This window comes from Streptomyces caeruleatus (genome assembly GCF_001514235.1).
GTDB lineage: Bacteria > Actinomycetota > Actinomycetes > Streptomycetales > Streptomycetaceae > Streptomyces > Streptomyces caeruleatus.
On record NZ_KQ948939.1, the window covers coordinates 1 to 24,685 of the forward strand.

21 protein-coding genes and 1 riboswitch are annotated in these 24,685 nt (G+C 70.5%); of the genes, 14 read left to right on the plus strand and 7 right to left on the minus strand.

Annotation, left to right across the window (positions count from 1 at the left end):
• The 4 genes from AQJ67_RS36070 to AQJ67_RS36085 all read left to right on the plus strand — a co-directional run.
• The coding region (locus AQJ67_RS36070) for a Uma2 family endonuclease (protein WP_062723709.1) at window positions 1-470 on the plus strand (470 nt) is incomplete at its 5' end.
• Window positions 471-513: 43 nt separating this feature from the next.
• Window positions 514-789, plus strand: coding sequence for a type II toxin-antitoxin system Phd/YefM family antitoxin (locus tag AQJ67_RS36075; RefSeq protein ID WP_062723710.1), 276 nt, complete (start codon window positions 514-516; stop codon window positions 787-789).
• Complete coding sequence (locus AQJ67_RS36080) at window positions 786-1,037, plus strand: type II toxin-antitoxin system RelE family toxin (protein ID WP_062723711.1); 252 nt, start codon at window positions 786-788, stop codon at window positions 1,035-1,037. Before AQJ67_RS36075 ends, AQJ67_RS36080 begins: the two co-directional genes overlap by 4 nt.
• A gap of 36 nt (window positions 1,038-1,073) precedes the next feature.
• Window positions 1,074-1,643, plus strand: a complete 570-nt coding sequence (locus AQJ67_RS36085; protein WP_062723712.1) for a hypothetical protein — start codon at window positions 1,074-1,076, stop codon at window positions 1,641-1,643.
• Here AQJ67_RS36085 and AQJ67_RS36090 read toward each other — a convergent pair whose 3' ends face one another.
• The 6 genes from AQJ67_RS36090 to thrC form a co-directional block, all read right to left on the minus strand.
• A complete protein-coding gene (locus AQJ67_RS36090) occupies window positions 1,644-3,095 on the minus strand; it encodes an MFS transporter (RefSeq protein ID WP_062723713.1) in 1,452 nt (483 codons plus the stop codon).
• Between the two features lie 112 nt (window positions 3,096-3,207).
• Window positions 3,208-4,335: an NADH:flavin oxidoreductase gene (locus AQJ67_RS36095; RefSeq protein ID WP_062723714.1), complete on the minus strand. Its 1,128-nt coding sequence runs from the start codon at window positions 4,333-4,335 to the stop codon at window positions 3,208-3,210.
• Window positions 4,336-4,763: 428 nt separating this feature from the next.
• Window positions 4,764-6,386, minus strand: a complete 1,623-nt coding sequence (gene groL / locus AQJ67_RS36100) for a chaperonin GroEL (RefSeq protein WP_062723715.1) — start codon at window positions 6,384-6,386, stop codon at window positions 4,764-4,766.
• Window positions 6,387-6,776: 390 nt separating this feature from the next.
• The gene (locus AQJ67_RS36105) at window positions 6,777-6,983 is read right to left on the minus strand and encodes a cold-shock protein (protein ID WP_007493268.1); all 207 of its coding nucleotides are present in this window, start codon (window positions 6,981-6,983) and stop codon (window positions 6,777-6,779) included.
• 442 nt (window positions 6,984-7,425) lie between these two features.
• The gene (locus AQJ67_RS36110; RefSeq protein WP_003991133.1) at window positions 7,426-7,701 is read right to left on the minus strand and encodes a MoaD/ThiS family protein; all 276 of its coding nucleotides are present in this window, start codon (window positions 7,699-7,701) and stop codon (window positions 7,426-7,428) included.
• Between the two features lie 108 nt (window positions 7,702-7,809).
• Entirely contained in the window at window positions 7,810-9,096 is a 1,287-nt protein-coding gene (thrC, locus tag AQJ67_RS36115) for a threonine synthase (protein ID WP_062723716.1), read from the minus strand.
• Window positions 9,097-9,114: 18 nt separating this feature from the next.
• A riboswitch (SAM riboswitch) is annotated at window positions 9,115-9,253 on the minus strand.
• Between the two features lie 161 nt (window positions 9,254-9,414).
• On the opposite strand from thrC, the gene AQJ67_RS36120 reads away from it, so the two are divergent.
• A complete protein-coding gene (locus AQJ67_RS36120) occupies window positions 9,415-10,359 on the plus strand; it encodes a glucosyl-3-phosphoglycerate synthase (protein ID WP_062723717.1) in 945 nt (314 codons plus the stop codon).
• 95 nt (window positions 10,360-10,454) lie between these two features.
• The gene (locus tag AQJ67_RS36125) at window positions 10,455-11,963 is read left to right on the plus strand and encodes an alpha,alpha-trehalose-phosphate synthase (UDP-forming) (RefSeq protein WP_062723718.1); all 1,509 of its coding nucleotides are present in this window, start codon (window positions 10,455-10,457) and stop codon (window positions 11,961-11,963) included.
• Between the two features lie 21 nt (window positions 11,964-11,984).
• Here AQJ67_RS36125 and AQJ67_RS36130 read toward each other — a convergent pair whose 3' ends face one another.
• Window positions 11,985-12,896, minus strand: coding sequence for an AfsR/SARP family transcriptional regulator (locus tag AQJ67_RS36130; RefSeq protein ID WP_062723719.1), 912 nt, complete (start codon window positions 12,894-12,896; stop codon window positions 11,985-11,987).
• 305 nt (window positions 12,897-13,201) lie between these two features.
• Between AQJ67_RS36130 and AQJ67_RS36135 the strand changes: the two genes are divergently transcribed.
• The 8 genes from AQJ67_RS36135 to AQJ67_RS50280 all read left to right on the plus strand — a co-directional run bounded on the left by AQJ67_RS36135 (window position 13,202) and on the right by AQJ67_RS50280 (window position 24,683).
• The gene (locus AQJ67_RS36135) at window positions 13,202-14,221 is read left to right on the plus strand and encodes a ScbA/BarX family gamma-butyrolactone biosynthesis protein (RefSeq protein ID WP_062723720.1); all 1,020 of its coding nucleotides are present in this window, start codon (window positions 13,202-13,204) and stop codon (window positions 14,219-14,221) included.
• Entirely contained in the window at window positions 14,218-14,943 is a 726-nt protein-coding gene (locus AQJ67_RS36140; protein ID WP_063807402.1) for an HAD family hydrolase, read from the plus strand. The genes AQJ67_RS36135 and AQJ67_RS36140 overlap by 4 nt, the downstream gene beginning before the upstream one ends.
• Window positions 14,940-16,643, plus strand: a complete 1,704-nt coding sequence (locus AQJ67_RS36145) for an FAD-dependent oxidoreductase (RefSeq protein ID WP_167366246.1) — start codon at window positions 14,940-14,942, stop codon at window positions 16,641-16,643. Before AQJ67_RS36140 ends, AQJ67_RS36145 begins: the two co-directional genes overlap by 4 nt.
• The gene (locus AQJ67_RS36150; RefSeq protein WP_062723721.1) at window positions 16,640-17,725 is read left to right on the plus strand and encodes an NAD-dependent epimerase/dehydratase family protein; all 1,086 of its coding nucleotides are present in this window, start codon (window positions 16,640-16,642) and stop codon (window positions 17,723-17,725) included. The genes AQJ67_RS36145 and AQJ67_RS36150 overlap by 4 nt, the downstream gene beginning before the upstream one ends.
• Before the next feature lie 4 nt (window positions 17,726-17,729).
• A complete protein-coding gene (locus tag AQJ67_RS36155; protein WP_062723722.1) occupies window positions 17,730-20,006 on the plus strand; it encodes an MMPL family transporter in 2,277 nt (758 codons plus the stop codon).
• The gene (locus tag AQJ67_RS36160) at window positions 19,990-21,198 is read left to right on the plus strand and encodes an alpha/beta hydrolase (RefSeq protein WP_062723723.1); all 1,209 of its coding nucleotides are present in this window, start codon (window positions 19,990-19,992) and stop codon (window positions 21,196-21,198) included. The genes AQJ67_RS36155 and AQJ67_RS36160 overlap by 17 nt, the downstream gene beginning before the upstream one ends.
• Complete coding sequence (locus AQJ67_RS36165) at window positions 21,195-22,337, plus strand: alpha/beta hydrolase (RefSeq protein ID WP_159058899.1); 1,143 nt, start codon at window positions 21,195-21,197, stop codon at window positions 22,335-22,337. Before AQJ67_RS36160 ends, AQJ67_RS36165 begins: the two co-directional genes overlap by 4 nt.
• An 87-nt stretch (window positions 22,338-22,424) precedes the next feature.
• Window positions 22,425-24,683 (plus strand): MMPL family transporter, encoded by a 2,259-nt coding sequence (locus tag AQJ67_RS50280; protein ID WP_079056394.1) that lies wholly within the window; start codon window positions 22,425-22,427, stop codon window positions 24,681-24,683.
• The last annotated feature ends 2 nt before the right edge of the window (window positions 24,684-24,685 follow it).

Sequence of the window (24,685 nt, forward strand, 5' to 3'; positions counted from 1 at the left end):
AGCTCAAGGCCTGGTCGGACGGCACCCACGGCTGCATCTTCATGTGGCTGCTGCGTCAGTGCATGGAACAGCGTCCCGGTCTCAGCCTCTATCCGGGAGCAGGCGTCAAGAGCGAGGTAGACCGCAGGGGCCGCGCCCGTGTGGACGGGGTTCTCGCGCCCCGGGGCCACTTCAAGGGCCACGGCGAGTGGTCCGACCCCGACGGCATCCTCATGGCCGTCGAGATCACCGCCCGCCACCCCGACACCAACCGCCGAAGGCGCGTTGACAAACCCATCGGCTATGCGGAAGCCAACATCCCCGTGTACCTCCTCATCGACCGCGACGACAAGACGACCACCGTCTACAGCAAGCCGGGGAGCGGTCGTTACCGACAGGCGGTCTCGCACCCCTGGGGTGCGACCGTCGTGCTGCCGTTCCCCGTTGACGTCACTCTGAGTACCGAGAAGCTGAAGGACTATGCCCACTGACATCCGGCCACTGCGCACACCCGCAGATGTGTACAGTTTGCCCATGGACACGTACCCGCTCGTGGAAGCCCGCAACCAGCTCGGCCAACTGGTCGGTCGGGTGCGGCACGGCCAGGAACACATCCTGATCACCGAGTACGGCAAACCCGCCGCAGCCCTCATCCCGATAAGCGAGCTGGAAGAACTGCAGCGCCTGCGTGACGAGGCCGACCTCACTGAGGCACGCGCCCGCCAGGCGGCTCCCTCCGGCCCGCCGATGACCCACGACGAATTCATGGCACAGCTGGACGAAGAGGACCGCCGAGAGGCCGCTTCGTGAGCTACACGGTGGTGTGGGAACACCAGGCCATGAACGAATTCCGGCGACTACGCGCCATCGACCCCATCGGCGCCAAGGCGGCCGCCGCAGCAGTACGTGCACTCGCCGACGACCCCACTCCGGAGGCGACCCACCCTCTGGGTGCCTCCGGCTACTACCGCTTGCGCGTGGGAAGTTGGCGCGTTCTGTATCGCAGGGACGGGGAGCTGGTGACTGTCCATGTCCTGAAGGTCGGCCGCAGCACCTGACCAGGCCCCCGAACGCCCCCTCCCCGGAGCCACCCGATGAACCACGCCCAACTGACCGCCCTGGGGCGAGCCCTCCGCCTCGTAGGCGAACACGGCGAGTCCCTCACCCCCGACACTCCGGACGCCAAGCTCCACGAGGTCAAGGCCGACCTCCGTCGCGCCCTCGACCTCCTCGACGAGAGCGTCACCGGCGCAGCCCCCACCACCCGCTGCCCGGAGCACCCGAACGGCCCGGTGGACGAGAACGCCCACGACCTGTGCCTGCTCTGCGAAACCCGCCGCCGGGCCGCCCGCCGAGCCGAGTACAACGGCGGTCCCGTCCCCCCGCCCACCACCGAGACCGCTCCCTCCCGCTACGGCGTCCGGGGCGACCGCCCGCAGCCCCAGCAGCGCTGGCTGCCGGAGCTGTGGAACGGGCAGGAGTGGCAGCTGTGCGGCACCCCGCGCCGCGACCGCCGCGAGGCCGAGCTCTATCTCGCCGCCGCACGCCGCGGCCCGCGCCCCGCGATGGCGTACCGGCTGGTGCACGAGTTCACCGACTACGAGGTCCTGCGGGTCTGGGGCACCCCGGTGAAGGTCGACATCGAGCCGCTCGGCAACCTGTAGCTAACGCTTCGCGGCCCCCGCGGGCTGGGCCGCACCGGCCGCCACCGACCCCGCGTCGGCCGTGGCGTCCCCCTGCCGGGGGATGAACGACGCCACCACGAACGCCAGCAGCGCCGCTCCCGCACCCACCGCGAGGACCACCTTGAAGCCGTTCTCGGACGGAAGCGCGTAGCCGCCGAGGTTCGTCGTCATCTGGGCGAGGATCACACCGGCGACCGCACTCGCACTGGACGTCCCGAGCGAGCGCATCAGCGTGTTGAGGCTGTTCGCGGCGGCCGTCTCCGACGCCGGTACGGCGCTCATGATGAGGGCGGGCATCGAGCCGTAGCCGAAGCCGACACCGGCGCCGATCACACAGGCCACCAGGACGAAGTGCCAGACCTCGGACATCAGGACGATGTTGAGGCCGTATCCGACGGCGACGATCAGCACGCCCGCCATCAGCGTGACCTTCGGCCCCTTGGCCCGGGAGATCGCGGCCGACACCGGTGCCGTCGCCATCATCACGAGCCCCGACGGCGCCATGCACAGGCCCGCGACCAGCATCGACTTGCCGAGGCCGTAGCCGGTCTGCGCGGGGAGCTGGAGGATCTGCGGGATGACCAGGCTCATCGCGAACATCGCGAAGCCGACGGCGATCGAGGCCAGGTTGGTGACGAGGACCTGCCGGCGGGCGGTGGTCCGCAGGTCGACCAGCGGCTGCTCGCTGCGCAGCTCCCACCAGCCCCACGCCAGCAGGACGACCACGGCCGCGGCGAACAGCCCCAGCGTCGTGCCGCTGCCCCAGCCCCAGTCGGCACCCTTGGAGATGGCCAGCAGCAGACACACCAGCCCGACCGCGAGGCCCACGCCGCCGACCAGGTCGAAGCGACCGCCGGTGCGCACCTTCGACTCGGGTACGAACAGCAGCACGCACACCAGCGCGGCGACACCCATGCCGGCCGACGTCCAGAACAGCACGTGCCAGTTGAAGTAGTCCGCGATCAGCGCGGCGGCGGGCAGCCCGAGCGCACCGCCGATACCGAGCGAGGCGCTCATCAGGGCGGTGGCGGAGCCGAGGCGTTCGGCGGGGAGTTCGTCACGCATGATGCTGATGCCGAGCGGGATCACTCCGGAGGCCAGCCCCTGGAGCACCCGCCCGACGATCATCGGGACCAGCGAGTCGCTCAGCGCGCAGACCACCGAGCCCGCCGCCAGCAGCACGATGCTGACCAGCAGCATCCGCCGCTTGCCGTACATGTCGCCGAGCCGCCCCATCACGGGCGTGGCGACGGCGGCCGCGAGCAGCGTCGCCGTGACCGCCCAGGCCGTGTCCGACGCGGGCGCGTCCAGCAGTCGCGGCAGCTCGGGGACGATCGGAATGACCAGGGTCTGCATCAGCGACACGACGATCCCGGCGAAGGCCAGCACCGCCACCACGGCATTCGTTCTCGGCGATGGGGGGTGGGACATTTCGGGCCTCCGTCGGCACGTGCGTGATTGACCGAGGCAACCTTAAGTCAGTTGATTGACTTACTCAAGCGAGACGGGTCACCCCTCGCGGGGAGGGGTGACCGGACCTGCGTCAGCTCAGGGTGTTCAGCGAGGCCGCGTCGTACGCCGCCAGCTCGCCGAAGCGGCCCTGAAGCACCTTCGCCGCCCACTCCGGGTCCTGGAGCAGCGCGCGGCCGACGGCGACGAAGTCGAACTCCTCGGCCTCCAGCCGGTCCAGCAGGTCGTCGATGCCCTTGACCTCGGAGCCCTTGCCGGCGAACGCGCCCAGGAACTCGCCGTCGAGGCCGACCGAGCCGACGGTGATGGTGGGCTTGCCGGTGAGCTTCTTCGTCCAGCCGGCCAGGTTGAGGTCGGAGCCGTCGAACTCCGGGAGCCAGTAGCGGCGCGTGGAGGCGTGGAAGGCGTCGACGCCGGCCGCGGCGAGCGGGGCGAGGATGGCCTCCAGCTCCTCGGGGGTCTCGGCGAGGCGGGCCTGGTAGGCCTCCTGCTTCCACTGCGAGTAGCGGAAGATGACGGGGAAGTCAGCGGAGACCCGCTCCCGTACGGCGGCCACGATCTCCGCCGCGAACTTCGTACGGGCGACGAGGTCGCCGCCGTACGCGTCCGTGCGGCGGTTCGTGCCCTCCCACAGGAACTGGTCGACGAGGTAGCCGTGGGCGCCGTGGATCTCCACGCCGTCGAAGCCGATGCGCTCCGCGTCGGCGGCGGCCTGCGCGAAGGCGCCGATGACGTCGTCGAGGTCGCTCTGGGTCATCGCCTTGCCGGTGGCCTCGTCGGCGCCGATCCGCAGGCCGGAGGGGCCGACGGCGGGGGCCTCGGCGAACGGCGGCTGGCCCTGCTCGCGCACCATGCCGATGTGCCACAGCTGCGGCACGATCGTGCCGCCGGCCGCGTGCACCGCGTCGGCGACCTTGGCCCACCCTGCCAGCTGCTCCTCCCCGTGGAACCGCGGGATCCGGTCGCTCTGCCCGGCCGAGTCGTGTCCGACGTACGTCCCCTCGGTGACGATCAGGCCCACGCCGGCCGCGGCGCGGCGCGCGTAGTACGACAGCACGTCCTCACCGGGGACGCCGCCCGGCGAGAACATCCGCGTCATCGGCGCCATCACGATGCGGTTCGGCACGGTCAGGCCGTTGATCACGGTCGGCCGGGAAAGGATCTGAGCCGCCCGGGAGGCAGCGGGCTGGGTGACGGTCACGTGGAGGGCTCCTTGGAAGCGGGGACGGCTATACCGGTCAGTATGTGCACACACATTGTTGCACCACATTAAGCAACATGGGGTGTGGGCCGCGCATTCCCGAGGGGGACGTGAGGTTTCGCGGGCGACTGCGGCCAGGTGGGGGCTGGTCGCGCAGTTCCCCGCGCCCCTTAAAAGCAGGGCGCTGCAGCCGCGCCCCTTTAGGGGCGCGGGGCTGTATCGATTTGCGGCTCCGCCGCGTGGGCGCGACCAACCCCCACCGGCCCGCAGCCGAAGTCTTTTAGGGGCGCGGGGAACTGCGCGATCAGCCCCCACCGGCCCGCAGACGCAAAAGAACCGAGGGCGGCACCCCCTGTCGCAACAGCAACAGGAGGTGCCGCCCTCGGCAAGGACGTTGATCAACCGGAGGTCAAAGCCCCCGAGGCCGATCAGAAGTCCATGTCACCGCCCGGCATACCGCCACCGGCAGGCGCAGCGGCCTTCTCCGGCTTGTCGGCGATGACAGCCTCGGTGGTGAGGAACAGCGCAGCGATCGACGCGGCGTTCTGCAGCGCGGACCGCGTCACCTTCGCCGGGTCGATGATGCCCTCGGCGACCAGGTCGACGTACTCACCGGTCGCGGCGTTGAGGCCGTGACCCGGGGTGAGGTTGCGGACCTTCTCCACCACGACGCCACCCTCAAGGCCGGCGTTCACGGCGATCTGCTTCAGCGGAGCCTCAAGCGCGAGCTTGACCGCAGCGGCGCCCGTCGCCTCGTCACCCTCGAGCTCCAGCTTCTCGAAGACACCGGAAGCCTGCAGCAGAGCCACGCCACCACCGGCGACGATGCCCTCCTCGACGGCCGCCTTGGCGTTGCGCACGGCGTCCTCGATGCGGTGCTTGCGCTCCTTGAGCTCGACCTCGGTCGCGGCACCGGCCTTGATGACGGCGACGCCACCGGCGAGCTTGGCCAGGCGCTCCTGGAGCTTCTCGCGGTCGTAGTCCGAGTCGCTGTTCTCGATCTCGGCACGGATCTGGTTCACGCGACCCGCGACCTGGTCCGAGGAACCGGAGCCGTCGACGATGGTGGTCTCGTCCTTGGTGATGACGACCTTGCGGGCCTTGCCCAGGAGGTCCAGGGAGGTGTTCTCGAGCTTGAGACCGACCTCCTCGGAGATGACCTCGCCACCGGTGAGGATGGCGATGTCGTTCAGCATCGCCTTGCGGCGGTCGCCGAAGCCCGGGGCCTTGACCGCGACGGACTTGAAGGTGCCGCGGATCTTGTTGACGACCAGGGTCGACAGGGCCTCGCCCTCGACGTCCTCGGCGATGATCAGCAGCGGCTTGCCCGACTGCATGACCTTCTCCAGCAGCGGGAGCAGGTCCTTGACCGAGGAGATCTTGGAGTTGGCGATCAGGATGTACGGGTCGTCGAGGACGGCCTCCATACGCTCCATGTCGGTGGCGAAGTACGCCGAGATGTAGCCCTTGTCGAAGCGCATACCCTCGGTGAGCTCCAGCTCCAGACCGAAGGTCTGGGACTCCTCGACGGTGATGACGCCTTCCTTGCCGACCTTGTCCATCGCCTCGGCGATGAGCTCGCCGATCTGGGTGTCGGCGGCGGAGATGGAGGCCGTGGAGGCGATCTGCTCCTTGGTCTCGACGTCCTTCGCCTGCTCCAGCAGGGCGGCGGAGACGGCCTCGACGGCGCGCTCGATACCGCGCTTGAGGGCCATCGGGTTGGCGCCGGCGGCTACGTTGCGCAGACCCTCCTTGACCAGGGCCTGGGCGAGAACGGTCGCGGTGGTCGTACCGTCACCGGCGACGTCGTCCGTCTTCTTGGCGACTTCCTTGACCAGCTCGGCGCCGATCTTCTCGTACGGGTCCTCGAGCTCGATCTCCTTGGCGATGGACACACCATCGTTGGTGATCGTGGGGGCGCCCCACTTCTTCTCGAGGACGACGTTGCGGCCCTTGGGGCCGAGCGTCACCTTGACGGCGTCCGCGAGCTGGTTCATGCCGCGCTCGAGGCCGCGCCGCGCCTCCTCGTCGAACGCGATGATCTTGGCCATGTGAAGTGGTCCCTCCAGGACTGGGGGTGATTCCTTCGGACCGCGCCCGCGCCCGCGACGGACGGCTCGCCTGCCTCGTGGTTCCTTGCCCCACCCGGCCTGCGGGCCTCACCGACCCGGTCCTTCTTTGTCACTCTCACCTTCAGAGTGCTAACGCAATGATTAGCACTCGGCCCCATAGAGTGCAAGGCGCCCTCGCGAAGCGAGGGCTCGATGAGGGGTGGTGGTCGGGCGACGGGCGGGTGCAAGCGGCTCTCGGGGATCGAACCCTTGCGTCGGCGGTGGGCGAACAGGGCCCGATCACGGGTTTGGGCACGGCGAAGGGCCCGCACCCCGGGAGGTGCGGGCCCTTCGAAGAAGAACGTCGCTGCTGTTAAGTCGACGCGTGCTTCAGCCGGTCGCCAGACGGACCATGTCCGCCTGCGGCCCCTTCTGACCCTGCGAGATCTCGAAATCGACTCGCTGGCCCTCTTCCAGGGTGCGGTACCCGTCCATCTGGATCGCGCTGTAGTGGACGAAAACATCCGCACCACCGTCGACCGCGATGAAGCCGTACCCCTTCTCCGCGTTGAACCACTTGACGGTGCCCTGAGCCATGCCTAACTCCCCTATTACTGGCCCTTGCACAGATCCACACTTCGCGGATCCGGGTCAGACCTCACCCCCCATCGGTCGGGGGCGTGCGCCGGAACGCGTCGACCGCGGCTGAATGTATCTGCCCAACTGCCGTCTGCAACAGGTCAATCGGACGAGAAATCCGGGCACGACCGGTCGGGAATGTGGGGACAATTCCGCTGACTTCAGGTCAAGTCGGACCCGGCATACGGAATAAAAGCCGCAAAAAACCCGCACACTTTGGCTACTTCTTGTCGGGCTCGCGATGGAAATAAAGGGGTGCCGACCCTTGGATCAGCGACGCGTTCCCCAACTGTACCTCGCTCAACCACACAGAATTGCCCCCTCCGCTTCTCTCACGGAGGGGGCAATTCGATGAACTCTCGGTGACCGGGGTTACCGATGGTAATGATCGGTCATTCGGTCAGCCGCCGGCGACGGCCGGAATGATGGAGACACCGGCACCGTCGGGGGTGGCCGTCTCCAGCCCCTGCTCGAAACGCACGTCGTCGTCATTGACGTAGACATTCACGAACCGACGCAGCTTGCCCTGGTCGTCCAGCACCCGGGCGGCGATCCCGGTGTGGTTCTTCTCCAGATCGGCGATGACCTCGCCGAGGTTCGCACCTTCGGCGGCGACTTCGGCCTGCCCGCCGGTGTAGGTACGCAGGATGGTGGGGATGCGGACGGTGACGCTCACGTTGTGACCTCCGGTCAGGTAAACGGGCCTAGGGGCGCGGGGCTGTGTTGGATTTGCGGCTACCGCCGTGTGGGCGCGACCAGCCCCCACTGGCCCGCAGACGAACGACTACGCGAGACCAGCCTCGCGGAACGAATCAAGGTTGGGACGAATGGTCGCAGTAAGCCCCGTACCGGCCACCGCGTCCAGCGTCTTGAGCCCGTCGCCGGTGTTGAGGACGACCGTCGTCTTCGTGGGGTCGAGGACGCCGTTCTCGATCAGCTTCCGCGTCACACCAACGGTCACCCCACCGGCCGTCTCCGCGAAGATGCCCTCGGTCCGCGCAAGGACCTTGATCGCGTCGACGACCTGCTCATCGGTCACGTCCTCCACCGCACCGCCGGTACGACGGGCGATGTCCAGCACGTACGGCCCGTCCGCCGGGTTGCCGATCGCCAGCGACTTGGCGATGGTGTTCGGCTTCTGCGGCCGTACGACGTCGTGCCCCGCCTTGAAGGCCACCGACACCGGCGAGCACCCTTCGGCCTGCGCACCGAAGATCTTGTACGGCTTGTCCTCGACGAGCCCGAGCTTGATCAGCTCCTGGAGCCCCTTGTCGATCTTCGTGAGCTGCGAGCCGGAGGCGATCGGGACGACCAGCTGGTCCGGCAGCTGCCAGCCGAGCTGCTCGCAGATCTCGTACGCCAGGGTCTTGGAGCCCTCGGCGTAGTAGGGCCGCAGGTTGACGTTGACGAAGCCCCAGCCCTCGCCGGCCGGGTCGCCGATCAGCTCGGAGCAGAAGCGGTTCACGTCGTCGTAGTTGCCCTCGATGCCGACGAGCTCGCCGCCGTAGATCGCGGCCATGACGACCTTGCCCTGCTCCAGGTCGTGCGGGATGAACACGCAGGAGCGGAAGCCGGCGCGGGCGGCCGCGGCACCCACGGCGCCGGCCAGGTTGCCGGTGGAGGAGCAGGAGAGGGTGGTGAAGCCGAAGGCGCGGGCGGCTTCCAGAGCCTGGGCGACGACGCGGTCCTTGAAGGAGTGCGTCGGGTTGCCGGAGTCGTCCTTGATGAACAGCTTGCCGGCGTCGACACCCAGCTCACGGGCGAGGTTGTCGGCCTTGACGAGCTGGGTCCAGCCGGGGTTGATGTTCGGCTTGGTGGCCACGTCGGCCGGGACGGGAAGGAGGGGCGCGTAGCGCCAGATGTTCGCGGGGCCCGCTTCGATCCGCTTGCGGAGCTCCTCGGTGTCGTAGGCCGAGAAGTCGTACGCGATCTCCAGCGGGCCGAAACACTCCTCGCACGCGAAGACCGGACCGAGGGGGACCCGGTGGCCGCACTCGCGACAGGAGAGCGCCGCGGCGGGGCCGAGGTCTACGGTGGATTCGGTGGTGCTTGCAACAGTCTGCGCAGCCATGTGAGGCGAGGCCCTTTCTCCTCATCTTCCTCACGACGCATCTCGCCGTGAGACGGATTTGGCACCTTCCCTAGCCGGGAGCCTCGCGTGAACGAGACCGGCTGGAGGGTTGCCGGGGCTTCATCGGGCCGTATCCCTCTGCCCCTCTGGATGAGCGGTATGAAGTTGTGGTCGGCGGGCCAAGCAGGACATGCGATGGTCACCCGCGTTGTTCAAGACTGTAACCGACAACCGGGACAGTTGAGATAGTCGTCCGAACCGCGAGATGACTGTATCCATCAGCCGCTGCCGCGGCGGGCACGCGAAGGAGCCGCTTACGTGCTGGAAGAAGTCGAGCGCTGGCTGAGCACCCGCTCCTGGTCCGCGAGCGATCGTCCGCTCCACCAGATTCTGGCCGCCAAACAGCGTACGGGCCGGTCGGTCTCCGTCGTCCTGCCCGCGCTCGACGAGGAGGAGACGGTCGGCGACATCGTCGCGGTCATCCGTCACGACCTCATGCGGCAGGTGCCACTGGTCGACGAGCTCGTCGTCGTCGACTCGGGCTCCACCGACCTCACCTCCGAGGTGGCCGCGGCGGCGGGCGCGAGGGTGGTGCACCGGGACGCGATCCTCCCGCGCATCCCGGCCGTGCCCGGCAAGGGCGAGGTCCTGTGGCGCTCCCTGCTCGTCACGAGCGGGGACATCGTCTGTTTCATCGACGCCGACCTGAAGGACTTCTCCTCCGACTTCGTCTCCGGCATCGTCGGCCCGCTGCTCACCGACCCCGAGATCGACCTGGTCAAGGGCATGTACGACCGTCCCCTGGGCGGTGCCGCCGGACAGGGCGGCCGGGTCACCGAACTGATGGCCCGCCCGCTGCTGAACATGCACTGGCCGCAGCTGGCCGGCTTCGTGCAGCCGCTCGGCGGCGAGTACGCGGCCCGCAGGTCGCTGCTGGAGCAGCTGCCGTTCCCGGTCGGGTACGGCGTGGAGCTGGGCATGCTGGTCGACGCCCTGCACCTGGTGGGCCTCGACGCGCTGGCCCAGGTGGACGTGGGCGTCCGCAAGCACCGCCACCAGGACGGACAGGCCCTCGGCCGGATGTCCGCCGCGATCTACCGCACGGCCCAGCTGAGGCTGGCCCGCGGCCATCTGGTCCGCCCTTCCCTCACCCAGTTCGAGCGGGGCGAGGACGGTTTCGAGCCGCGTACGTACTCCGTGGACACGGAGGAGCGGCCGCCGATGGTGGAGATCGCGGAGTACGCGACGCGGAAGGTCGCGTGAACGACGGACACCTGCCGTATACGGGCCCGACGATGATGCGCCACTGAGCTGAACCGCACGTTTGAGCGTTTCCGAGCCGGGCTAGGTTGACGCGTATGGCTTCCACGCAGGGTGCTGCCGAGCAGGGTGCTGCCAAGGTGCTGGTCGCGTCGAACCGCGGCCCGGTGTCGTACGAGGTGCGCGATGACGGATCGCTGCACTCCAAGCGGGGCGGCGGCGGAGTCGTCTCCGGGCTGTCGGCGATCGGGCCGGACGCGGGCGCCCTGTGGGTGTGCTCGGCGCTGTCCGACGGCGACCGGGAGGCGGTACGGCGCGGGGTCGGCGAGGAGGGCGTGCGCATGCTGCCCATCCCGGCCGACGTGCACGCCGACGCGTACAACGGCATCGCGAACTCGGTCCTCTGGTTCGTCCACCACATGCTCTACCAGACGCCGCTGGAGCCGGTCTTCGACGCGGAGTTCCGGCGCCAGTGGGCGGCGTACGAGACGTACAACCGGGCCTTCGCGGAGGAACTGGCGCGGCAGGCGGCGCCGGGGGCGGCGGTGCTGGTGCAGGACTACCACCTGTGCCTGGTGCCGGGGATGCTGCGCGAGCTGCGCCCGGACGTCCGGATCGGCCACTTCTCGCACACGCCGTGGGCGCCGGCGGAGTACTTCGCGATGCTGCCGGACGACATCCGTTCGCAGCTGGTGTGGGGCATGCTCGGCGCCGACCGGCTCGGGTTCCTCACCTGGCGCTGGGCGCAGGCGTTCATGGGCTGCGCCGGGGCCACGGACCCCCAGCGGATCACCCCGTCGTGGCCGAGCGGCGCACCGAAGTCGATCGAGCACACCACCACGGGTCGCCCCCCGCTGCGTACCACGTGGATCGGCGTACACGGCCTGGGCGCCGACGCCGAGTTCCTGCGCGAGCGCTCTCACCGGCCGGACGTCGAGGAGCGGATGACGGCACTGCGGCGCGAGATCGGCACGGCACCGGACGGCTCCGCCCGCCGGACGATCGTCCGGGTCGACCGCACCGAGCTGTCCAAGAACATCGTGCGCGGCCTGCTGTCCTACCGGCAGCTGCTCGACGACCACCCCGAGTGGCGGGAGCGGGTGGTGCACGTGGCCTTCGCGTACCCCTCGCGACAGGACCTGGCGGTGTACCGCGACTACACGGCGGAGGTCCAGCGCCTGGCGGACGAGATCAACTCCCACTACGGGACGCCGACTTGGACCCCGGTCGTCCTCCACGTCAAGGACGACTTCGCCCGCTCCCTCGCCGCGTACCGGCTGGCCGACGTCGCCCTCGTCAACCCCGTCCGGGACGGCATGAACCTCGTCGCCAAGGAAGTACCCGTCGTCTCCGACGAGGGCTGCGCGCTGGTGCTCTCACGGGAGGCCGGCGCCTACGAGGAGCTGCGCGACGACGCCCTCACCGTGAACCCGTACGACGTGATCGACACCGCTCGGGCGCTGCACGAGGCGTTGTCCATGGGGCCGGCGGAGCGGGCGGAGCGGTCGAAGCGGCTGGCTGCGGCTGCGACGGCGCTGCCGCCGGCTCAGTGGTTCCTGGACCAGTTGGACGCGCTCGGGGCGGGGACGGCGGGCCGGGGTGTCTGACCGCGGGCGGCCCCTGACCTGTTACGCGGTCACCGTGCTCATGTCACCTGGAAGCATCGGAGGTTCGGGGTCCTGCGGTCGCCGCGGTTCCGATGTGCCCGGCACGGGCAGTGTGCGGATGATCATCAGCTCCGGATCCTGGCCGAGGACCGCGCGGTGCAGTTCCTGAAGCGCCTGGCCGGGGTCCGTGCCCAGTTCGGTCACCAGGCGCTGCCGGTAGTCGTTGTACACGGTCAGCGCCTCCGCTCCCCGGTTCGAGCGGAACAGAGCCAGCATGAGGAGCCAGATGAAGCGCTCTTGGAGCGGATGCTTGTGCAGGACGAAATAGAGGTAGGGGATGGCGTTGCGGTGGCGGCCCAGGTCGAGTTCCACCTCGGCACGCAGCTCCATGTCGGCCAGGAAGCGCTCGTCCCGGTACACCCGCTCCCGTTCCAGGATCGGCGCGTCCAGGCCTTCGGCGAGCGGGCCGGTGACAAGGACCCGGGCCTCGTCCAGGTGCTGCGCGGACTGGTGGAGGCTGCCGGTGAGGGCCAGCGTCGTGCCCGCCGAGGCCAGGAACTCGTACTCGTGAAGGTCGACCCAGGCGTCCCCGGTCTCCAGCCGGTAGCCGCCCGCCGACCACAGGAGTTCGGGAACACGGCCCGGCGTCTCGACGGCCGCGAAGGCGCTGCGCAGGCCGGAGACGTACTTCTGGACGAGGTTCTTCGCGTAGGCAGGCGGCTCCGTCCCCCACAGGGCGTGGATCAGCTGCTCCGAGCCGGTCGACATACCCAGGCGCAGCAGGAGCGTGGCCAGCAGCGCCTGCTGTTTCGGCGGCCCCAGAGGTAACGGCTCGTCGTCAACCAGGGCCTGGAGCGGTCCGAAGAGGTGGAAACGCAGACCGCCGCGGCGCGGATGCCGTTTTCCGGAATGCCTTAAGAGAACACTGGACATATCTCTCCCCCATTGAGCTGTCGCTGAGCCCGGCCGGCGAGCCTCGCCGAACACGTGCTCCAACGGCCGAGAATAGACGCTACGCGCCAGTATCTCTCTGTAATATGCACGCAACAGACAGTACTTTCGGCCGTCATCTGGTTCAGAGCGAAATTTCCGCTCCGTGACGCCGGTCGACGAGAAAAACGCAGGCCGTTCGGCCCTTCAGCGATCCTTACAGACTCGTTCCAGAGAACGTTCATCAGGCTGTTCCAGCGCCTGTGTGCAGGGTGTGTGCACGTCAACCACCCGAGCTGGAAGGCACCATGACCATCAGCGCTTCACAGCGTGAGGCCGACGCCGCCGCTTCGGCCAACGTCCCCTCCCCCGCACACCAGCCGCTGAGATACGAGGCCACCGTCCCGCGCGCCCTGGTGCACCGGGCCGCCGTCGCCGAGGTCTTTCTCACCGATTCCCGGCCCAGCCCCACGCTCCCCGACACCTTCGAGATCGCCGCCCAGCTGCCGCGCGCCCACATCATGGGCGAGAGCGCGACCGCCCACGACTTCCTCCTGCTCGTCGAGGTCATCAGACAGTCCGGCGTGTACATCGCCCACAAGTACGAAGACGTGCCGCTGGACACGTCGTTCATCTTCCGCGGACTGCGGACCTGGCTCAGCGACCTGTCCGCGATACGCACCGGGGACCGGCCCGCCGAGGCGGTGGTCACCCTGACCTGTGTGCCGCAGCGCAAGCGCAACGGCCGGGTACAGGCTCTCGACTTCCACGGCACCGCCGCGGTGAACGGCCGGATCGCGCTACAGATCGAAGGCGGTCTCGCGTTCTTCTCGAAGTCCGTGTACCAGGCCATGCGCAGCCGGCAACGGGCCAAGCTCGAAGGACAGACGGGCACGCTGCCCAGCCATCTGCGGGCCGACCCGCAGACGGTCGGGCGCCGCAACCCGATGAACGTCGTGATCACCAAGCCGCTGCTCGCGGGGGGCAGCGCGCTGTCAGCGACCGTCATCGCCGATGAGTCCCATCCGCACCTGTTCGACCACCGGCTCGACCACATCCCGGGCAATCTGCTCCTCGAAGGCGCCCGCCAGCTCGCCACCGCCTCCGTCGCCACGCTGCACAGCATCGCTGCCGACGGCCTCCAAGTCATCTCCCTCGACACGGACTTCAGGGAGTTCGCCGAGCTCGACCTGCCGACCCGCGCGGTGGCCACCGTGGAGCAGTTCCGGCAGGACGAGGCACTGGGCACGCTTGTGGTGCCCGTAGTCGTGGAGGTCACGCAAGCCGAGCGCACGGTGGCCTCCTTCCGCCTGGAGGTGGCCCAGTGAGCCGGGAAGGCTCGGGGCAGGCACGTATCAAGGCCGTCGTCTGCGACTACGGAGGCGTGCTCACCAACCCGCTTCAGGAGACCTTCGCGGCCTTCGCCCGCACGGTGGGCGTTCCCTTGCGAGAGCTTCAGGAGGCGTTCGCCGCGGCCACCGCCGCCGACGGGCGCTCGCCCATGGCCGATCTGGAGACCGGCGCCTGCACCGAGCAGGAGATGGTCCTGCGGGTCCTCACCCGGCTGCCCGGATCGCCCGGCCTCGAACTGCTCGGCGGACGGCCCTTCGGCGAGCTGTGGTTCCAGGCCCGCCACGTCAACCAGGCCCTGGTCGACCAGCTGCGCGTCCTGCGCGCCGACGGCTACACCCTGGCCCTGCTCACCAACAACGTCGAGGAATGGCGGCCTCGTTGGCGGGCCGGACTGCCCGTGGACGAGCTCTTCCACACGGTCGTCGACTCCTCCGTCGAGGGGGTGCGCAAGCCCGATCCGGAGATCTACCGCCGTCTGCTCGACCGGCTGCCGCACCGCCCCGAGGAATGCCTCTTCATCGACGACCTCGACGAGAACTGCGCCGCTGCCGAGGCCCAGGGCATGACCACCCTCCTGTTCACCACCACCGAGGACACCGTGGCGCGCCTGGACGCTCTGCGGGACGAGCTGACCGCCCTCCCGTCGTTCCCCGTCCTCCCCACCTTCCCGGTCCCGACAAGGAGCACGCACCGTTGAGCGCGACGAACGACCCTGACTCCATACTCGTCGTGGGCGCGGGCCCGACGGGCCTCGTCACCGCCTGCACCCTCCTCCAGCACGGCGTGGCGTGCCGCGTCGTGGACCGGCGCCGCGGTCCGGCCTCCGAACCGAAGGCCCTGATCCTGTGGAGCGGAGCCCTGGAGATCCTGCGCCGCATCGGCGTGGACGGGGCCCTGCTGGACCGCGGACTGCCCATGTCCGGGGCGACGTACTGGTCGCGCGGGCGACCGGTCGGCGGGGTCCGCTTCGGCGCGCTGGCCGGCACCGCGTTCCCGCAGCCGGTGTGCGTGCCTCAGTCGGTCACCGAGTCCGTCCTGTACGAGCGGCTGCTGCAGCTCGGCGGGCAGGTCGAGTGGAACACCGAGGCCGTCGACGTCAGAGTGGTCACGGCCGCCGGCAGCACGGCGGCGGAGGTCACCCTCGGCTCGCAGCGCGCGTACGCACCGCAGGACGCCACTCCGCGCTGGCTCATCGGCGCCGACGGCGTGCACAGCCGGGTCCGCGAGGCCGCCGGCATCGCCTTCGAAGGCACGAGCTACGCCCGGGACTTCCTGCTCGGAGACGGCGAGTACGACGGCGAACTGCCCCAGGGCGAGGTCCAGTACCACCTCACCCCGCACGGCGTCCTCGTGGTCGTACCGCTGCCCGGGGGCGGACACCGCATCTTCTTCGACCGCGCCCCCGGCCCGAGCACCGAACCGCCGTCGGAACAGGACCTCCAGCGCCTCATCGACCAGCGCGGGCCAGCCGGCTGGCAGCTGCGGCGCACCTGGTGGCGCAGCACCTTCCGGGTGCACACCAAGGTCGCGAGGACCTTCCGCCACGGCAGCGTCTTCGTCGCCGGCGACGCCGCGCACTGCCACAGCCCGGCCGGCGGGCAGGGCCTGAACACCGGTGTGCAGGACGGCTACGACCTCGCCTGGAAGCTGGCCGCGGTGACGCACGGCGCCGACCCGCGGCTCCTCGACAGCTACGAGGCCGAACGCCGCCCCGCGGCCCTTCGCGCGATGCGCAACTCCGACCGGCAGACCCAGATGTGGATGCTGCGCGGCGGCCCCCGCCGCGTGCTGCGCGACCTCGTGCTGTCGGCGGCCACCCGCAGCGGCGCGCTGGACCGGCGGCTGGTTCCCGAACTCGCCCAGATCGATCCCCACCTGGAGGCGAGCCCGGCCGTCCCCGGCGCGCTCGGGGCAGCGGCCGGCGCACCGTCCGGCGCGGGCGGTCCGCAGGCCGGCCGGCGGCTGCCCGACGCCGCCTGGCTGCCCGTCAGCGGCACCCACAGCCGCTCGGCCCACGACTTCCTCGCCTCAGGACGGCACACCCTCCTGGTGCTCGGCGGCACCGGCCCGGGCAGCACGGACACCGAACTCGCGGCCCAGGCACGCGAGTTGGTGGAACACACCCCGCAGCGCGGAGAAACCGACGTCGTGCTGCTCGTGGAGAAGCGCCGCGCCGACGCCCTGCCCGGCGGCGAGCGGCCGTACGCGGTCGCCATCGACGTGGACCAGAAGCTCACCCGCTGGGCGAGCGACGGCCCACGGGTGGTCTACGTCCGTCCGGACGGCGTCACCGCCGCCTGGTCGGACGGCTCCGGCCTCCCGGCACTGGTCGAGAAGGTGCTCGGCAGCCGTGCGCAAGCCATACCCGACTCCCGGGAAGGAAGCCCTCTCACATGAGCGCGCCAGAGCCCACAGCACAGGACGCGCCTCTCGGCACCGCCGTCGTGACCGGCGCCACCGGCCTGCTGGGCAACGCCCTGGTCACCGCCCTCCTGGAGCGCGGCACGGAGGTCCGCGCGATCGTGCGCGACGAACAGCGCGCCCGCACGCTCCTGCCCGACCACCCGGCCCTGCGGCTCATCGCCGGCGACGTCACGGACGTGTCCGGCTTCGGCCCCCACCTGCGCGGCGCCGACGCCGTCTTCCACCTGGCGGCGTATTTCCGCGAGTACTACCAACCGGACGCCGACACCGGGCTGCTGATGCGCACCAACGTCACCGCCGTGCGCGACCTGCTGTACGCCGCCGCCGAATGCGGCGTGCCGACCGTCGTCCACACCAGCTCCACCGGCGCTCTGGCGCCGGATCCCGAGCGCGGGCCGGCCGACGAGGACACCGCAAACGGCTCGCCCGACCAGCGCCACGCCTACCGGGCCAGCAAGGTCCGCGCCGAGCAGGTCGTCGCCGAGTTCACCGAGCGCTTCGTCACGCACGGTGTGCGCGTCCCGATGGTCCTGCCCGGCTGGATGTGGGGCCCCGGGGACCAGGGCCCCACCTCGGCGGGGCGGCTGTTCCTCGCGGTGGCCACGGGACAGGTCCGGGCGCTGCCGCGCGTCGGGAACCACGTCGTGGACGCCCGCGACGTGGCCCAGGTCATGCTCCGCGCCGCGCTGCGCGGACGCCCCGGCCGGCGCTACATCGCGGCGGGCGGCTGGCACACCCTTGAGGAGGTGTGCACCGGCATCGTGCGCAGCACCGGCACCGGAACCGTGCCCAGGGCGGTACCACCCGCCGCCGCGATGGTGGCCGCGACCGTGATGGAGGCGCGGGCCAGGCTCACGGGCCGGGCGCCGGTCGCCACCCGCACCGGTGTCCGCACCCTGCGGGAAGGCCATCACGCGCGGTTCTCCTCCTTGCGCGCCGCCCGCGAACTGGGTGCCACCTTCAGGCCGTTGGAGCAGACCCTCGCGGACCAGGCCGCATGGCACCGCTCCCGGGGGCAGCTGCCCCCGGCCCGGGTCTCGGCGGGGAGGCGCTGAACCCGTGCTGCGCTCGTTCGCTTCGGCCGCCGTCCGGCGCCCCCGTCTGGTGCTGCTCGCCGCGCTGGCCTTCGTCGTGCTCTCCGTCGTGTTCGGCGGCGGTGCCCCGGACCGGCTGCGCGCCGGTCAGGGCACCGAGAACCCCAGCGCCCCCTCGGCGCTGGCCGCCGACGTCCTGGAGGAGCACTTCCCCTCCAGCCGCCCCAACTTCGTCCTGCTCGCGCACCACGACCGCGGCGTCAACGACCGCGGCGCCGCCCGCCAGGGGCTGCTCCTGGCCGACCGGCTCGCCTACGAGCCCTCGGTCAGCGGAGTGGTCTCGTACTGGCAGACCGGCCTGGACGCCCTGAAGTCGAAGGACGGCAAGGACGCGCTGATCATCGCCCACATCGACGGAGACGAGGCGGCGGTCGGCAAGGCCAGCCAACGGCTCGCCGCGGAGTACCGCGGCGAGCACAGCGGCCTCACCGTACGGGCGGGCGGCACCGGCGAGGTGCTCAACACGGTCGAACGGACCATCGCCGAGGACCTGGTCTCCTCCGAGCTGGTCGCGCTGCCGCTCACCCTGGCCATCCTGCTCCTGGTCTTCCGCAGCGCCGTCTCCGCGCTGCTGCCGCTGGCCGTGGGCGCGGTGGCCATCACCGGCACCAACCTGGTGCTGTGGGTGATCGCCGGCTACACCGACGTCTCCGTCTTCGCGCAGAGCCTGACCACGGCTCTCGGTCTCGGGCTCGCCATCGACTACGCACTGCTGATGCTGCGCCGGTTCCGCGACGAGAGGTCCGACGGCGCGACGGTCACCGAGGCGGTCACCGTCATGCTGAGCACCGCGGGCCGTACCGTGGCCTTCTCCGCGCTGACCATCTCCGTGGCGCTCGCCGCGCTGCTGCTGTTCCCGCTGTTCTTCCTGCGCTCCTTCGCGTACGCGGGCGTCTCGGTGGTCCTGCTCGCGGCCGCCGCCGCCCTTGTCGTCCTGCCCGCGCTGCTGGTGCTGCTCGGCCCGCGCGTCGACGCGCTCGATGTGACCCGCCCGCTGCACAGGCTCTTCCCAGCCGGTTCGAACGCGGCCTTCTGGCGGCGTCTGACCACCGCGGTCACCGGGCGGCGCGCCCCGCTGTTCGCCCTCGGCTCCCTCGCCCTGCTCGTCGCGCTCGGACTGCCGTTCCTGCGCGCCGAGTTCGGCATGGCCGACGACCGCCAGCTGCCGGCGGCGGCCGAACCCCGCGTGGTGCAGCAGACCATCCGTGACCGTTTCGACGGCAGCGAGACCGCGGCGATCGACATCCTCGTGAGCCGCGCCGCCGGTGCGGCGGGCCGTGAGCGCATCGCGGGCTACGCCGAGAAGGTCTCCGCCCTGCCCGACGTGGCCGAAGTCCGCACCCCGGCAGGCGTGTTCACCGAGGGCCGTCGGACCGAGCCGCGCACCCCGGTGGACGCCCTGCGCGAGTCGGACGACCGCGCCTGGCTGCAGGTGGTGCCGGTGCACGGGGTGGAGACGGTCTCCCCCCGCAGCCAGCAGCTCGTCCGCGCGATCCGGGCGGTCCCCGACACGCTCGACGCCGAGCCGGCCGGGCAGGCCGCCGAACTGGTCGACACCCAGGAGGCCATCACCGACCGCCTCGCCCCGGCCCTCGCCCTGATCGTCGTGACCACCCTGCTGCTGGTCTTCCTGCTCGTCGGCAGCGTCCTCGTCCCGGTCCAGGCCGTCCTGCTCAACGCGCTCAGCCTCACGGCGATGTTCGGCGCGGTGGTCTGGGTCTTCCAGGACGGTCATCTGTCCGGCCTGCTCGGCTTCACCCCGACGGGCTTCGTGGACACCGCCCTGCCGGTCCTGATGTTCTGCCTCGCCTTCGGACTCTCCATGGACTACGGGGTGTTCCTGCTCGCCCGTGTGAAGGAGGAGTACGACCGCTGCGGCGACCACCGGGCGGCGGTGGAACTCGGCGTACGGCGCACCGGAGGCATCGTCACCGCCGCCGCGCTGATCCTCTCGGTCGTCCTCGTCTCCATCGGCAACTCGCGGATCACCAACACGATGGTGCTCGGCCTGGGGGTGGCCCTGGCCGTCCTGGTGGACGCGACGGTCGTGCGCTGTCTGCTCGTCCCCTCGGTGATGGTCCTCACCGGGCGGGCCACCTGGTGGGCACCGGCCCCGCTGCGCCGTTTCCAGCAGCGGTTCGGCGTCCGCGAGAGCGCCGCACCGCATCCGGCGCAGGACTCGGAAGACCCATCCGCGGCCCCGCGGCAGACAGAGGAGGTGCGCCATGCGCCGACGCGCTAGTGGCCGGCCGGCGGATCAGGCCCGCGACGCCGGTCTGTTCCCCCGGACGGGACGTGGCTACGCGGGTCTCGCGGCCACGCTGCTCGCCCTGGCCGCCCTGCCCGTCCTGGGCTCGTTCGGCTCCGACGGCGCCAACACCGCCTCGGCCGCCACCGCGACGGGCCACTACGACGCCGCCGCGGCCCAACGGCGCACCGCCGAGCGAATGGCCGCCGAGCACATCACCGACATCCCGGTGGAGTTCGAGGTCGTCAACCGCAACCGTTCCGGACTCGCCTGCAACACGGACGGCGGGACGTACACCGTCAGGGGCCATCTCACCGCCCCCGCCGCCCTGTTGTCCGGCGAGCAGGCCCCGGCGATCACCTTCTACCAGCACGGTCTGGCGGCCGGCGAGTGGTACTGGCGCCTCGACGTGCCCGGTTACCACCACGCCGAGGAGATGGCGCGCCGCGGTCACGCCTCGCTCACCATCGACCGCCTCGGCTACGGCCGCAGCGACCACCCCGACGGGCGCCTGCTGTGCCTCGGCGGCGACGCCGACATGACCCACCAGATCGTCCAGCAGCTCAAGAAGGGGTCGTACCGGACCGAGGGCAACCGCCCGCGCGCCTTCGGGCAGGTCGTGCTCGCCGGCCACGACCGCGGCGCCCAGATCGCCGAGATCGCGGCGTACTCCTTCTCCGACGTGGACGGCCTGGCCCTCACCGGCTTCAGCGACAGCGGCCTGACCGACGAGGACGACGCGCGCTTCTTCGCCGCGCTCGGCTCCTGCATGCAGGGCGGGCTGCCCTCCCGGCCGGACCGGGGAGCCGCCGGATACGTCCATTTCGATGTCGGCACCCGGGACTTCGTACGGGGCAACATCCACGACGCCGACCCACGGGCCCTCGCTCTCGCGACCCGGCTGCAGAACCGCCACCCCTGCGGGGTCCAGGTCTCCCAGCTGGAGGGCGTCCTCGTGGACACGCGGCGCCTGGGGGAGATCGACGTACCCGTCGCCCTCGTCTACGGCGCGCAGGACCGCCGTGTCCAAGGCGGCCGTGAACACCGCGCCCGGTTCACCGGCACCGACGACACGGAGCTGCTCACCGTGGCGGACGCGGGCCACTTCCTCGGCGTCGAGCGCGGCGCCCGGCAGGTGCAGGACTTCCTCGCCTCCTGGCTGGACGAGAAGGGATTCGACCGGTGAGCTTGAAGTCGATACTGCTGAGGGCCGGTGTGGTGACGGCCGCGGCGGCCATGCTCGCCTGCGAGTTCGTGAGCGTGGTGGCGGCATCCGGGCCCGCACCCGCGGAACCCCCCGCCGCCGCGGTCGCGTCGCCGACCACCGCTGCGGACGTCGCGGACATCCCCGTGTCGTTCAGGGTGGAGAACCGCAACCGGACCGCGAGCCAGTGCACCAGCGACGGCAGGACGTACACGGTCCGAGGCCATCTGACGGCGCCCCGGACCGTCCTGGAACCGTCCGGGGCGGGGAGGAAGCCGCCGGTCACGCTCTATGTGCACGGCACCAACACCGGCGAGTGGATCTGGCGTCTGAACGTGCCCGGCCGCGACTTCACCCAGGAGATGGCGCGCCGCGGTCACGCCTCGCTCACGATCGACCGCCTCGGCTACGGCTCCAGCGACATCCCCGACGGATTCGCCTCCTGCAGCGGCGCGCACGCCGACATCGCCCACCAGATCGTCGGACAGCTGAGGAAGGGCACGTACGACACCCACGGCGAGGGCCGCACGCGCACGGCGCCGGTCCGCTTCGGCAAGGTCTTCCTCGGCGGCCACTCCAGTGGCGCCCTGGTCGCCGAGACCGTGGCGGCCTCCTTCGGGGGCGTCGACGGCCTCATCCTCACGGGATGGGCCGCGGTGGGCGTCACCGGCGAGACCAACCGCCGCTTCCTCGCCGCCTATTCGGTCTGCCAGGAGGGCGGCGAGCCCAAGGAGAAGTCCGGCGACCCGAAGGGCTATGTGCACTTCGACCCGGTCCGTGAGGACTTCCTGGCGGGCGGTCTCGGCCCGGACGCCGCCCCGGAGGTGACCCGGGCCGTCACTCCGCTGTGGCCGCGCAACCCCTGCGGGGTGATGGCCTCGGAGCCGGCCGGCATCCTCACCGACCTGCAGCTGATCGGCCGTATCAAGGCCCCGGTCTTCCTGGCCTTCGGCGCGAAGGACGTCCTTCGCCAGGGAGTCGAACGCTACCCGTCCCTGTTCACCGCGAGCAGCGACGTACAAGCCGTCACGCTCCCGGATTCCGGGCACTTCGTGACCGTCGACAAGGACGCTCCGCGGCTCTACGACGACGTCGACCGCTGGCTCGACGCCCGGGAGTGACCGGCTCCCCACCCGTTCTCCACCTACGACCCCGTACCCATCGGGGTTCCCCCCCAAGTTCTCACCCGAGAGAGAAGGCGGCACACAGTGGCAACCACCCCCACCACACCGACAACGGCACGGGGGCCGGCAACACCCTTCGGCACACCTGACGACCAGAACACGGCGCTGCACCGGCTCGGGAGCCGCGTCGCCCGCCGTCCCCGCCTGGTGATCTGGCTGAGCGTGCTGCTCACGGTGATCGGACTGGCCCTCGCCGCGGGCGCCATGGACCGCCTGGTCCTCAGCCGGTTCGAAAGTCCCGGCTCCGAGTCGGTGAACACCCGGGCCGCGCTGGCGAAGGAGTTCGGCACCGGCACCCCGAGCGTGCTGCTTCTGGTCACCGCCAAGAACGGCACCGTGGACGACACGGCCGTCGCGGCGGCGGGCCGCGGCCTTGAGCGGGAGCTGGCCGAGCAGGACGGAGTGGCCGAGACCGCCTCGTACTGGTCGCGCGGCAAGTCGCCTGTGATGCGCGCCGAGGACGGCCGCCAGGCCCTGGTCGTCGCCCGCATGTCCGGCACGGTCACCGAGGCACGCACCCGGCTCGCCGAGTTCGCCCCCGACTTCGCCCGTGACAACGCCACGGTGAAGGTTCAGGTGGGCGGCGGCGACGAGGTCTTCCGGCAGGCCGCACAGCAGGCCCGGACCGACTTCCTGCGCGCCGAGCTGATCGTCTTCCCGCTGGTCCTGCTGCTGCTCGCGGTCATCTACCGGCGCTTCAACGCCGCCCTGCTCACGCTCGGCATGGGCCTGTTCTCGGTGATCACGACGCTGGCGCTGATGCGGCTGCTGACGTCGTTCACCGACGTCTCCACCTTCGCCGCCAACCTCACCCTCGTCATGGGCATCGGACTCGGCGTCGACTACAGCCTGTTCGTCATCAGCCGCTTCCGCGAGGAACTGGCGGCGGGTCACGAGGTGGCCGAGGCGACCCGGCGGGCGGTCGGCCGGGCCGGCCGCACGGTGGCCTTCAGCGGGCTCACCGTGATCGTCTCGCTCTCCTGCCTGATGCTCTTCCCGTTCCCCTTCCTGCGGTCCTTCGCCTACTCCGGGATCGCGGTCGTCCTCACCTCGGTCTTCGCCGCCCTGGTGATCCTGCCCGCCGCCCTGACCCGGCTCGGCCACCGCGTCGAGCGGCGACGCAAGGGCGACGCACAGGATGCCGCGTCCGGTGCGCCGACGGGCTGGTGGCACACCACCGCGCTGCGCATGATGCGCCGACCGCTGATCTACGGCATCCCCGCCCTGGCCGTGCTCCTCGCCCTGGCCGCCCCGACCCTGGGTATCGCCTTCGGCACCCCGGACGACCGGGTCCTGCCCGAGCAGGTGTCCAGTCGCGTGGTCCAGAACGACATCCGGGCGAACTTCGCGGCCGAGGAGATGGACGCCATCCAGGTCCTGCGCCCCGGCCTGGCCGGCGACGACGCGAACCGCGACAGCATCGACGCCACGGCCGCACGGCTCTCCCGCCTGGACGGCATCCAGCAGGTCGACGCGCTCACCGGTTCCTACACCGACGGCCGCCGCGTCCTGGAGCCGAACGACTCCGCGCGGCGCTTCGCCTCCGACGAGAACACCTGGTTCTCGGTGATCGCCACCCAGGACGCGCTCGGCGCCGACCCCGACGCCGTTCTCGCCGACGTACGGGCCGCGTTCGGCGACACCGAGGTCAGGATCGGCGGCTACCCGGCCGAACTCGGTGACTTCCGCACGGTACTGGTGGACCGTCTGCCGTTGGTCTTCGGCCTGATCCTGATCGTCACGTTCGTCATCCTCTTCCTGATGACCGGCAGTGTGCTGCTGCCCGCGAAGGCGATGATCCTCAACGCCCTCAGCATGGCCGTGATGTTCGGGGCCCTGGTGTGGGTCTTCCAGGACGGCCACCTCTCCGGTCTGCTCGGCTTCACCGCCACCGGCAGCCTGGAGCCGAGCATCCCCATCCTGATGTTCTGCACCGCCTTCGGGCTCTCCATGGACTACGAGGTGTTCATGCTGTCCCGGATCAAGGAGGAGTACGACCGCACCGGCGACAACGCCGCCTCCGTCGCCGCGGGCCTTGAGCGCAGCGGTCCGCTGATCACGGCCGCGGCCGTCATCCTTGCCGCGTCCTTCGCGACGTACGCCTCCTCCGGCATCGTCTACCTCAAGATGCTCGGCCTGGGCATGGTGGTGGTCATCCTCGTCGACGCCACGCTCATCCGCGCCGTCCTGGTCCCCGTCCTGATGCGCCTGGCCGGCCGGGCCAACTGGTGGGCCCCCGCCCCGCTGCGCCGCCTGCACGACCGCTTCGGCATCGCGGACTAGAA